Consider the following 12,742-nt stretch of genomic DNA (forward strand, 5'->3'; position numbering starts at 1 on the left):
AGCTACCGTTTCCGGTAGTTATCCCAGTCTTACAGGCAGGTTACCTACGTGTTACTCACCCGTCCGCCGCTAAGTCGTTTTGAAAGCAAGCTTTCAAAACGACTCCGCTCGACTTGCATGTATTAGGCATGCCGCCAGCGTTCGTCCTGAGCCAGGATCAAACTCTCCAAATTGGTATTTAGAAAGAGCGAATGCTCATTTTGAAACAAACTGGCGAGAATTTTCATTCTCTATCAAATGATTTCTCATTTGTTTTGATTTCACTTTCGTGAAATCTACTCACTCGTTGTTCAGTTTTCAAAGACCAATTATTTCGTTTTGTTGTTACCACTGTGTCTCGGTGACAACTTTTATATCATATCATGTCCGGTTCGTTTGTGCAAGCTTTTTTTTCGATTTGAGTTTCATTCGATATTGGCTTGCCGATTCAATAAATGTGTTATTTGTTGGCCGGACTAATAATATATCACGGGCTAAAAGGAATAGCAAGTATTTTTTTATAATATGTTTGTAGAAATTATAATTACCCCAAATAGGATATATTTATACACGCTTTTATCTTATATAGAAGATTCCCCCCGAATGCTCTCTCTTCTATATATATAACCAAAAAAAAGCATGGCCACCTGACGTGGCCATGCTTTCAATTCCCTACATTATTTATTAACCTGCGCTACCGAGGAATACATAACGTAGAATGATCAGAACTGCCAACACCCACATCAACCAGTGAATGTTATATTTCTTCTTCTCTACAAGATTACCGAAAGTAGCCAGAATAACATAAGTCACAATACCGAATGAAATCCCGTTAGCGATATTGTAAGTGAAAGGCATCAATGTAATCGTTAAGAAAGCCGGAATAGCAATAACCATATCCTGAAAGTCGATTTCTTTAATGGATTGCACCATGAGTACACCTACGATAATAAGTGCTGCTGCAGTAGCGGACCCTGGAATCAGTGCCACTACTGGAGCTAGGAACAATGCTAATAAGAAACATACCCCTGTTGTTACTGCAGTAAGACCTGTACGACCGCCTTCCGCTACCCCTGCTGCACTTTCAACAAATGCCGTTGTAGTAGAAGTACCTAGCATTGCACCACCTGTTACAGCAACTGCATCTACAAACATTGCTTTACCTACACGTTTCTTACCTTCTACCGGATCTTTCATAATACCTGCACGTGTTGCAGTACCAACCAATGTACCGAACGTATCAAACAATTCTACAAAGGTAAACGTCACGATTGCAGAGATAAGACCTGTATGCATAATCCCTTCCCAATCGAAGGACATAAAGTTCATCTGTGTGAAGTCAGGAACCCAATGAATATCCGAGCTTTGTAGTGAATTGAAATTTACTACACCCATCAACATAGCTACAACTGTTGTACCAAGGATACCGAACAGAATCGCACCTTTAACACGGAGTACCATAAGAATAGCAATTAGAATCACGCCAACAAGTGCTAATTGAACATCTGTATTATTTAGACTACCTAAATGAATGACTGTTTCAAACCCGAGCACATCCGTAAATGTATGTGCTGGAATGTCCTTACCAGCTTCAACACCGATTGTCATAAGTCCACTGTTCTTCAATCCGAGTACGGTAATGAATAAACCAATACCTACTGTAATTGCATGTTTCAAACTATCTGGAATTGCATCCAGTAACATTTGACGCACATGAGTAATCGTCAAGAGAATAAAGATCAACCCAGAAATAAATACCGCTGTTAAGCCCATTTGCCAAGTAAACGGATGATCCGTCGATGCTGAAGACAATACAACAGAAGCGAAATAAGCATTCAAACCCATACCAGGTGCTAACGCAACCGGGAAATTAATGAACAAACCCATTGCAATTGTAAAAATACCTGCTGCTAATGCTGTAGCCAAAAATACAGAATACCATCCCATATCAATTTGACCAAAAGCCGTTAGCGTGTTCGGATTGACAGACAAGATATAAGCCATTGCCATAAATGTCGTCAAACCAGCCATAATCTCTGTGCGTACTGTCGTACCATTCTGTTTCAGTTTAAAAAACCGATTCAATCGATTCATTAAAATACTTCCCCCTTAGATATGTTGAACAGCAACAAAAAGCTGAAGTCATAGTGACTCCAGCCTGAATAAAAAAGAGAATAACCCGTATGTTGACAGCCTGATGGCTATTGTAAACGTACGTTTCTTTTATAATCGTAGCCAGGTCATTATGGTGACCTCGTAGAGACTTCCAAGCCAATCCTCGGAATTATACGAAATATTATGTGTTGTTGTGCTTAATCATTTTATGTCTAAACAACTTTACTTGTCAATCATAAATCCGTACATTATTATATTTTATTATATTATTGTTCGTGAATAAGTCGATTTAGCATGATCTAGTTTCCTTATATTTCCCATACAATGGATAAGATATTTACTAACTAACGTATTCATCAAGTTGATAAGGTAAAAAAAGAAGAGCAAATCCCATTAATATAACGGGTTGCTCTTCCTTGTCTTATCTTCGAATGCCAGCTTGACGGGGTTATTCTTTCACGCCTCCCAGCGCTACGCCCACGATAATATACCGGGACAACAGGAAGTAAACTACAAACAGTGGTAAAGCCGTCAAGGCCAGCCCCATATAGATCGAGCCGAACTCCGTTTTGTAGATATCACCGCGAAGCAAGCTTACCATGATCGGCATCGTATATTTCTCCTTCTGTGTCAGCAGAATCAGCGGCATAAACAGGTTGTTCCAATTGGCCACAAATGCAAAGATAGCCTGCGTCGCCACTGCCGGCATCATCAGCGGTAGGATGATCCGGTTGAATGTGGAGAATTCACCAGATCCGTCTACACGTGATGCTTCCACGATCTCCATCGACAGAGTTGCAAGCAGGTATTGGCGCATGAAGAACACCACCGCAGGCGCTGCAATCGCGGGCAGAATTAGCGGAAGAAAGCTATTTGTCCAATGCAATTTATACATGAACTGATAGAATCCGATTGCGCTTGCCTGGGAAGGAATCATCATCACGCACATGATGAAGGTAAAGAATGAACTGCGCAGCTTCCAACTATAGGTCACGAGCCCATAGGCCGCCAAGGACGAAAAATAGACCGTGCATAGAGTTGCAGAACTGGAGATAATGAACGAATTCAAGAACCCTTGAAGTGGATCGAAGCTCTTGTCGAGCAGCACCCGCAGGTTGCTCATCATATGAGTTGAAGGAAGTAGCGAGAGACCGTTTTGGATTTCCGGTGTAGAGCGCGTAGCGTTTACAAACATGATCCAAAACGGAAGGATGCTGAGAACCGCCAAAAAGATACAGACGATATAAATAATCGTCTTGCTTATCTTTCGGTTGGCTGTTCCACTTCTCTGATTTTTGTCCATGTGCTACCCCTCCTTCACGGCTGCTTGAGCAGCAGCTTTTCTATTATTCATTTTTTCCGCTTTTTCTGCTTTTTTCAATTTTGCCGCGTCGCGGTCGCGCATCAGGTAGAACAGCATTCCAGACAATGCCGCCGCGATCACGAACATCATCATGCTCGCCGCTGCAGCGCGATTATACATATAGCTACCCTTGAACGCTTGCCCGTAAATAAACATGGACGTGGTAAGCGTAGAGTCGTCCGGTCCGCCTGCAAGGAACAGTTGCGGAATATCGAACATGGTCAAACCGCCGACCATCGATGTAATCAACGTGAAAAGCAATATCGTACGGAGACTCGGTAGCGTAATGCGAAAGAAGGTTTGAAACCCGTTTGCTCCGTCAATTGCCGCGGACTCGAAGAGAGCGGGATTTATGCCCATAACGCCTGCTATAAGAATGATCATGGTGTTGCCATACCACATCCAGAACTGGATGAACGCCACAATACCTCGCGCTGTCGTCTTATCCTGTAAAAAGAAAATCGGAGCATCGGACCATCCCAGCATATGAAACAAACTATTTACGGGACCCATTGGATACGCAAACAAAGTGCTGAAAAGCACGGCGATCGTACTCGCAGTGATAATATTGGGCATATAAAGCAGAACTTTGAACGCACCTTGCCCCCTTATGTTGAGGCGCCGGTTCGTGAACCATGCAGTGAGCAATAGCGCGAGAACCATCTGGGGAATGAAGTTGACAATCCAGAGCAACCCAGTGTTGAGCAAGGACTTCCTGAACGAGGCGTTCTCAAAGAGGAGATCTTTGAAGTTTTTAAAAGGATCATCCAGAATATGGATTGTTTTTGGTATTAATCCCTGCATATCAGTGAACCCGATGAATGCAGTATATAAAATGGGATACAGCGAGAAAATCAGAAATGCAAGGACAAACGGAAAGGTAAAAATATAGCCGTATTTCGAATAGTTAACACCTTTGCGGCGCATGCTCTCACCTCATTAATTGATTATGAAGGGGCGGGAAAACTCACCCGCCCCTTGCTGCTCCTTCTTATTCGCTATCAATGCCAAGCTGGTCTTTAACTTGCTGCTTGAAGGTTTCAATCGCTTTGTCGCGGGGCTTGTTGCCCGCAGTGTATTCACGTGTTTGATCGCGCCAGAGCTTGTTAATCGTTTCGTCGTACTGGGTTAAGTTCTTGCCTGAAGCGTTAGCATTTGATGGAACGAACACGTCGAACATGTTCTGTCCACCGAGCAACGGAACTTCGCCGTTTGATTTCTCCATAACGACGGAAGATGCAACACTGTCCTTCGTGCCTTGCTCGCCCGTCGTCATCTTGCCGTTAGCCCAGTAATATTGTAGACCTGTTTCGGAACTATCGAGCGTAACCCACTTGATAAAGTCCGCAACAGCCTGTTTCTTGGCATCATCCTTGGTAACGTCCTTGTTGGCGAGCAACCAGGTACCTCCCCAGAAGAAGCCTGTCGGTGGCTCGGTAACAGCCCAGTCGCCATCCGTGTCTTTCACTTGACCGTTCATCACGTAGTTGATGAGCCAAGCGGGACCGAAGAAACCGAAGATCGGTTGGGCGCCGGCGCCGGACATATCCGCGTACCATGCTTCCGTCCAGTCTTGTGTATCGTTATGATAGCCATTGTCTTTCAGCTTTTTGGAGAGATCGAGGAACTGTTCGCGCTTCGGATCGATCTGAAGTTTACCATCGACAATCCAACCCTTGTCAGAACTGTTCTCGATCGGGTGCCAAATATCTCCGTCGCCGGAAACGATGCCGTAGCCTTTAGCTTTCAGCTTTGCGGCTGCATCGTAGAACTTCTCCCAGCCAGGCCCTACTTCATTTTTGATGGTAGCCGGATCGTCCGTTCCAAAGACATCCTTGGCAATCGAACGGCGATAGATAAAGGCGCCACCGGTCGCTTGATAGCCGAGGCCTTTCAGTTCGCCATCTTTGCTACCTATGTCAACCGAATATTGGGCGATGCCCGCATCCTTAACCATTTGGTCGTCAAGACCCAGATCAGCATAGTTAGCTGCATAGGTGGATGCGTCGCCTTGCGTATACTTGAGCACGAACGCCGATTCAGCTGCATAAATGTCCGGGGCATCTTTACCGCCGCCGGCAAGGCCCTGGTCAAGAGCAGGCTGATAAGCGCCATCGGTGGTTGCGATGATCGTGGTTTTGAAATCCACATTCGCATCAGGGTGGGTTTCCATATACTTTTTGGTCATGTTCGGAATCTCGTCCGTGAAGCTCCAGAGATTGATGGTGACTTTCGGGTCATTCCCTTTTGATGGAGCCTCGGCAGTCTTAGTTGATGGAGTTGGACTTGAGTTTGGGCTTGATGAGTTTGAGTTACCACTACACGCTGCGAGAGCAGATGACATCACGAGCATTGTAGAGATCCCGACTAAAACACGTTTCATACTTTTCATACTTCAACCTCCCCTTTTATTGATTCCTCGGTTTTTTATAACCGCATACATAATTATAAACTCTATGATTCTCAGGCATAAGGACCTACTATTGGGAAAAATTCCACTTTGATTGGATTTTGTTCCGTGCAAGGCATAAAAAAGGACACTCAAGGGATTTCTGCCTTGGCGTCCTTTTTCTTGATGAAGTCTTCCTGAGTGACCGCTTTGCCGAACATCGCCTGAACCTGATTAATGTGCATACTGGAAGCGCCCGGTTTCATATGGGTATCCAGATAAAGGGGTACTTCATTAGCCTTATTCAATTTGTCTAATAGATCAATGAACATTTGCGGGAGCTTAATGGACGCGGTATCTACTGTGATGGCGGGGAATTACGCTCGCATCGACAACGGAATGCTTTCCCCACTTCCCAAAACTTCTTGGTTTAGTTTGAAATCCTCAATCAACTCATTGAGTTTGGTCATAAAAAAACCCCCTTCTATTGGCGAATTAACGCGAATAAAAGAGAGTAATTTTTTGCACTCAATTGTTGCAGGTGTACGTGGAACATCACCTATGCTAATGCCACAACCCCTTATGTATCAAGGGTTTATGAGCGATTAACATCATCAAATCCCCCAGTCTACTCCCACTCAATCGTTGCAGGTGGCTTAGAGGTAACGTCATACACGATACGGTTAACATTATCCACTTCATTTACGATACGAACGGAGATTTTCTCTAAGATATCCCATGGGATACGAGCCCAATCAGCTGTCATACCATCAATTGAAGTAACTGCACGAATACCTACCGTATAAGAATAGGTGCGAGCATCGCCCATTACACCTACACTCTTCATATTAGGAAGAGCGGTAAAGTACTGCCAAATTTCACGATCTAATCCTGCTTTCGCAATTTCTTCACGTAGAATATAATCGGATTCCCGTACAATCGTTAGCTTCTCTTCTGTTACTTCACCCAATACGCGAATCGCAAGACCCGGTCCTGGGAAAGGTTGACGCCATACGATTTCAGGAGGTAATCCACATTCTTCTCCGACTTTACGAACTTCATCTTTAAATAATGTGTTCAAAGGTTCTATCAATTTGAACTTCATATCTTCAGGAAGTCCACCCACATTGTGATGTGATTTGATCGTTTGAGCTGTAGCCGTTCCACTCTCTACGATGTCCGTATAAAGTGTTCCTTGCGCCAAATATTTGAACTCATCGAACTGACCGGATTCTTCTTCAAATACATAGATGAATTCATTTCCGATGATTTTACGTTTCTGCTCAGGATCATCTACACCAGCAAGCTTGGACATAAATCGATCACGTGCATCGATTTTAACAACTTTCATATCGAATTTACCTACGAAAGTCTCCATTACACTCTCAGCTTCACCCTTGCGCAATAGTCCATGATCAATGAACATACACGTCAACTGGTCACCGATAGCTCTGTGGATCAGTCTTGCCACAACAGAAGAATCTACTCCTCCGCTTAGTGCGCACAATACGTTATCCGTTCCAACAAGCTCACGAATCTCGCGAACTTTATCCTCAACGAAAGACTCCATTGTCCAATTGCCATCACATTGACAAATTTCATAAAGGAAGTTACGAATCATTTCGTTACCATTCACAGAGTGCTGAACTTCTGGATGGAACTGAACTGCATACAACTTCTTCTCAATGTTACTCATCGCTGCAATCGGTGCAGATTCCGTCCCAGCATCCAGAACGAATCCTGTTGGAAGTTCCACTACGTGGTCTCCATGACTCATCCATACTGTCTGATTCAGTTCTAAACCTTTAAGAAGTGTTGTCTGGTTATTGAATTGCAAATCAGCCTTACCATATTCACGTTTAGAAGAACGTTCTACTTTTCCGTTCAACTGATGTGCCATAAGCTGCATCCCATAACAAATACCTAAGATCGGAAGGTTCAGATCATAGATAGCTGGATCTACGTGTGGTGCGTTCTCTGCATACACACTGGATGGGCCTCCAGAGAATACAATTCCTTTAGGCGAAAGTTCGCGAATCTTCTCAGCTGGTGTGTTGTATGGCAACAATTCGCTATATACACCCAAGTCGCGGATGCGGCGTGCGATCAATTGATTATATTGTCCTCCAAAGTCAAGGACTACGATGATTTCATTAGGTTTACTCATTATGTTGTTCGTGCCTCCCTTAATTGTTATTGCTAATTATACGCAAACGTAAATCATACCGTCAAGAAAGTTAGACCTAGATGATTATGACAGTGAATGAGCTAACGTTGTACAACGTTGTAAAAAGGATATACTTTGAACACGGTTGAGGAGCACTTTGTCGTAAGCGATGCTTTCCCATTGATCCACAAATTGAACTAATTCCCCTCGTAGGTTCTCATCCGTAATAGAGAGGGAATGGACATACTCTCTTATAGTAACTCCCTTGGGAATGAAACCATAACGCCTGCCAACCTCGTCCCAAATAAGAAGAGCAGCCTGTAACAATTGTTCTTTTTGAGGGAAATTGCTCCTCGTTATGTAACGTAACTTCCACAAACGAAGGTATCGGCGACTTTTCCAAATGCTAATAATCGTAGCGGTAATTAATGTCGTCACAACAATCATTCCTGGGATAAAGTACCCCGCTTCGACTGTCGCTATTCGCATCTCTGATACCATTCCCACGAGCTGATCCATACGATCGGTAATAAAATTCACAATAGACCCTTTATTATCCCCCTCCGGTTTGGTTATTGCAACCGATTCTGAAAACTCTTCCTGATCCGAAATTCCTGGTGTTGGATCAAAAGGAATCCATCCCATCTGAGGGAAATACACCTCTACCCAAGAATGTGCATCACTCGACTTAATATCATAGGTCGTACTACTACCATCCTCGAGTGTTCCTGGTGCGTATCCTTTTACCAAACGAGATGGAATTCCTTGACTTCGAAGAAGAACCACCATAGATGTAGAGAAATGGTTACAGTATCCGAGTCGAGTCTCGAATAAAAAGTTGTCAACGAAGTCCTGATTGGCTGGAGGAACGCTCGTATTAAGAGAATATTTATAATTGTTCTGTAGATAGGTCTGTACTGCCCATACCGCATCATAGCGATTATTCGTATTAGATGTCATTTGGACACCTAGTTCCTTCACCCGAACCGGAAGTTGTTCTGGCAACTGTAAATATCGTTTCGTGATTGACTCGGGATCACTACCCGAAGCTTTACGCAATAACACAGCATTTATCGATGGAAGCGTAACTTCGACTTGATAACTTGCTACAGGACTAGAGCTTACGGTCCCTGGATATTTAAGGGTGTCGGCTATTTCATCATGTAACAGATACACCGCGCTGTCTCCGTCCATCGTAGTTATATTCGTAACTTGCCCAACAAACCCACCACTAAATAGAGGGAACTCCCCCTTCATGGGTTGATCGAAATGTATTGTCTGAACAATGGACTTCTGCTCGCTGTCTTTACTCAGTAGACTATCATTCTGCAAGTTAGCTTTCTTATCAACGGCGTTGAAATAAGCCTGTGGTTCCGACCAACGTCGACCATCATAATAACCGAAAGTCTCCCCACGCCAATAAGACCTTACAGGTGATTCTGCCGTGAATTCTGTCTTACTACTAAGCTTAAGAGGCACACCCAAGTCCTGCTCTCCTGAACCATATCCAGTGACAGCTGTGCGCGCGTCCCGCTGATTAAACTGGACTCCCGACCAATCTTTTAATTTCTCTACAGCAGCTTTAATACTAATCTGCTTCGTAGGCTCAACGGAGATCACTTTACCGCTCATCCACGCTGCACCAACAACCATCGTACCTACCACACAAACAATGACAAACCACGCACTATATTTGCGATTGCTTATTCCATAAGAAGAGGAAGAACCTTCTAGGAGTCTAGATAAAGAGATGCCGCCATAAAGAATAACAAGCAATAGAGCCGTGCGGATAATATCTGGATAGACCTCTAATCCAAGTAGCTTTTCTAGGCAGAGTAAATAGACTAAGGTTGCTGTAGCGAAGAGTCCTATACTCCCACGATAAAGAGCCAAGGATTGTACCGTTGATACCAATAGACTCCAGCCCATCATAAGGATCAGTGTACGGGTCTCTGGTCCAATAACGTTTAAATTCCCTTCCTGTATAACGACTGTGAAATCATGCTGTGCAATAGCCCCATAAGAAATAAACCAATCTAACCCTCCGTCTTGTCCAAAGAGAAGGGCCCATGCTCCAACAGTTAAGACTAGATGCAAGGGGATAGAAATCCATTTCTTCGAATGAAACATCCCCACGAGTAATAACAAGGCCGTTAGTCCATACAAGACTTCTATTAACGGAGCACTTAAGCTGAAATATTCGTTAGAGAGTGGAAACAGCCACTCCGCGAATAATCCCATAATAGGCAAAGACAATATACAACGATACAACAGTGTATCCCCTCTTTTAGATATATGAAGAGAGTTATCGGTTCTCTGAGGAGCAATACCAATCGGATTATATGTAGCGATTTCTCCGTTCTGTATAGGAACCGTCATAGCTATTCACCTCCTTACCAACGAAGCCTTCTATTGAAGTCTTTGTTCTCGCTGGTGCCATGTTTAACCTGAATAACCTGACACCTAAGCAACGGAGTGAATTTGCAATCGTGTCTTGTCTTGTTCGTTCGGCATCTGTACTATTTCTAATCGTTGAAGGAACAGAAGAAACAACGGAGTATATATCTACCTTCAGGCCTTTACGTTGTAGATTGGTAACCGCTCTTGTAAGATCATCATGTAAGCTCCCTGTAATGACAGCAACCCTTGTTCCATGTCGTAAATGATCCGTGCCCTCCATCACCTCAGAGATTCTCTTCGTTCCATTGGGTTCGATGAAGGCAAGGATAGTGGGATCCACGGGAGACACCATGGGATTCTTCAGACTACCCTCTCCGCAAATTATATCCACTTGAATCCCTTCTTCTAATGCCTTCTCAAGTAAACTAGCAGCAGCGGAAACAGCGCCTTCGAACAACTCATGTGTAGCCTTCTTTTGGCTTTCTATATCAGAAGTTATTAGTGTATAACTCTCTGGACAATGATCCAGAATAATACACACCTCAAGATCCTCTGCCTCTTCAAGTAGACGCGTCTGTAATCTCCCTCGTCGTGCAGAGCTTTTCCAATGCACCCCACTCAATGGATCCCCCGTATGATAGTCGCGAACCTCTAACCCCCAAGCACCTGTAGTACGTTTCGGTTGATGCCCGACTTGCTCTCCATCTCTAACTTCCTGACTTGTCCATCCATGTTCTACGGAGATGATTGCAGGGAGCGGTAGTACGATAATATCTTCTTCACATGGCAGTAGATAACTATTCTTGAAACAACGAAACAGCCCACCCCACTCCACTTGGCAGACTTGATAGGTTATGACTCCCCGAGGGATGTTCTCTAAACTGTACGTATAGGTAAATGAACGACGCCATCCCGGAAATAATAGCTTGCTATAACTACTGTTTGTGAAGTAATCCGTGATACTCATCCAAGGAAGGGGAAGTACAGACCGAAATTCAATATGCACTTCTACTTCAACATCTTGTCCCGCGGTAATCTTTGATGGATTGACTGTCCTCTTAATCTCAATAGCTTGAGCGCCGAACCATTGCAGCATTAAGCCCCCAAACATAAAGATTACCGTAACAATCATCAGAAACCATACAGAAGCTCCTCCATTCCACATATACAATGAAATGAGTGCTCCTAACCAAGCGATAGCAATCAACCAATCCCATATCCTGGACCTCATAATCTGCTTCCTCTCCGACTTCGATACGGAGGTACGCTGATTCTAGACATCAGTTCTACCACTAGTTCTTCTCCCGAAATACCTTCCATTAAGCTACGAGCATGAATGACAATACGATGGGAAAGGACAGCAACAGCCGTGTCTTTAATATCATCTGGTGTGACGTACATCCGACCATTCATATAAGCTGCCGCTTGCGAAGCCACCATCCATGACAAGCTTCCGCGCGGACTGATGCCAAGCTGTATCCTAGGATGACGTCGTGACTCATCAGCAACAGATACAATCAGATGTTTAATGGAATCATCTACAAACACATTCTTCACATCTCGCTGCATGGCTTCCATTTCTTCAGCCATAATCACAGGCCTCACTTGATCCAAAGGATGGTTACTTTGCATACGTGATAATAAATTGATCTCTTGCTCTGGGCTTGGATAACCTAGACTAAGCCGTATAAGGAAACGATCAAGTTGCGCTTCAGGCAACCTATACGTACCTTCAAATTGAAGTGGATTCTGCGTAGCTAACAGTAAAAAAGGACGTGGTAATAGATACGTTGAACCATCGACGGTAACCTTCCTCTCCTCCATCGCTTCCAGCAGAGCTGATTGCGTACGTGGAGAGGCACGATTAATCTCATCTGCTAATACAACATTAGACAGGATGGGTCCTGGTCTGAATTCAAAATGCCCCGTATGTGGATGATATACTGAAATACCTGTAATATCAGAAGGCATTAGATCGTAAGTGAATTGAATACGACCAAAAGATCCCCCCATACAAGCAGCAATTGTTCGAACAAGCATGGTTTTACCCACACCAGGTACATCTTCTAATAGCACATGCCCACCGCTTAACATAGACATGAGTACAAGGCGAATCTCCGACTCTTTTCCAATCATAACTGTACTCACGCGTGAAATCATTCTATCTATCAGATCCGGCGCGAACTCTTTGTGATTCATAGATGGAGTAGACAACATGATTACCTCTCTTCTCCTCATGGATTGATTCTGTTTAAATCTATCAACTATTATTTCCATAAAAGAAGAGAAGTAGACATCCAACTATTTAATTATCATAGAAATGGTATTA

General features: G+C 43.7%; 9 protein-coding genes, 1 rRNA gene and 1 riboswitch. All 10 genes read right to left on the reverse strand.

Annotated features, from left to right (window positions below; genetic code table 11):
* A 16S ribosomal RNA gene (locus tag BW961_RS24060) occupies positions 1-173 on the reverse strand; the annotation flags it as partial.
* Positions 174-663: 490 nt separating this feature from the next.
* Positions 664-2,064 (reverse strand): NCS2 family permease, encoded by a 1,401-nt coding sequence (locus BW961_RS24065; protein WP_068590929.1) that lies wholly within the window; start codon positions 2,062-2,064, stop codon positions 664-666.
* Positions 2,065-2,191: 127 nt separating this feature from the next.
* Positions 2,192-2,291: riboswitch (purine riboswitch) on the reverse strand.
* A gap of 251 nt (positions 2,292-2,542) precedes the next feature.
* Entirely contained in the window at positions 2,543-3,397 is an 855-nt protein-coding gene (locus BW961_RS24070; RefSeq protein ID WP_068590733.1) for a carbohydrate ABC transporter permease, read from the reverse strand.
* Positions 3,398-3,400: 3 nt separating this feature from the next.
* Positions 3,401-4,384: a carbohydrate ABC transporter permease gene (locus BW961_RS24075; RefSeq protein ID WP_068590734.1), complete on the reverse strand. Its 984-nt coding sequence runs from the start codon at positions 4,382-4,384 to the stop codon at positions 3,401-3,403.
* A 64-nt stretch (positions 4,385-4,448) separates the two neighbouring features.
* A complete protein-coding gene (locus BW961_RS24080) occupies positions 4,449-5,849 on the reverse strand; it encodes an ABC transporter substrate-binding protein (protein WP_082867656.1) in 1,401 nt (466 codons plus the stop codon).
* A 149-nt stretch (positions 5,850-5,998) separates the two neighbouring features.
* On the reverse strand, positions 5,999-6,178 hold the full coding sequence (locus tag BW961_RS24085; RefSeq protein ID WP_068590736.1) for a hypothetical protein: 180 nt from the start codon (positions 6,176-6,178) through the stop codon (positions 5,999-6,001).
* 296 nt (positions 6,179-6,474) lie between these two features.
* Entirely contained in the window at positions 6,475-8,013 is a 1,539-nt protein-coding gene (gene guaA / locus BW961_RS24090; protein WP_068590738.1) for a glutamine-hydrolyzing GMP synthase, read from the reverse strand.
* Between the two features lie 84 nt (positions 8,014-8,097).
* Positions 8,098-10,392, reverse strand: coding sequence for a transglutaminase-like domain-containing protein (locus BW961_RS24095; RefSeq protein WP_068590740.1), 2,295 nt, complete (start codon positions 10,390-10,392; stop codon positions 8,098-8,100).
* Positions 10,352-11,644: a DUF58 domain-containing protein gene (locus tag BW961_RS24100; RefSeq protein ID WP_068590742.1), complete on the reverse strand. Its 1,293-nt coding sequence runs from the start codon at positions 11,642-11,644 to the stop codon at positions 10,352-10,354. Before BW961_RS24100 ends, BW961_RS24095 begins: the two co-directional genes overlap by 41 nt.
* Positions 11,641-12,630, reverse strand: a complete 990-nt coding sequence (locus BW961_RS24105) for an AAA family ATPase (protein ID WP_244556049.1) — start codon at positions 12,628-12,630, stop codon at positions 11,641-11,643. Before BW961_RS24105 ends, BW961_RS24100 begins: the two co-directional genes overlap by 4 nt.
* Positions 12,631-12,742: the final 112 nt, after the last annotated feature.

The organism is Paenibacillus macquariensis, assembly GCF_900156375.1.
In the GTDB taxonomy this organism is placed as follows: domain Bacteria; phylum Bacillota; class Bacilli; order Paenibacillales; family Paenibacillaceae; genus Paenibacillus_AQ; species Paenibacillus_AQ macquariensis.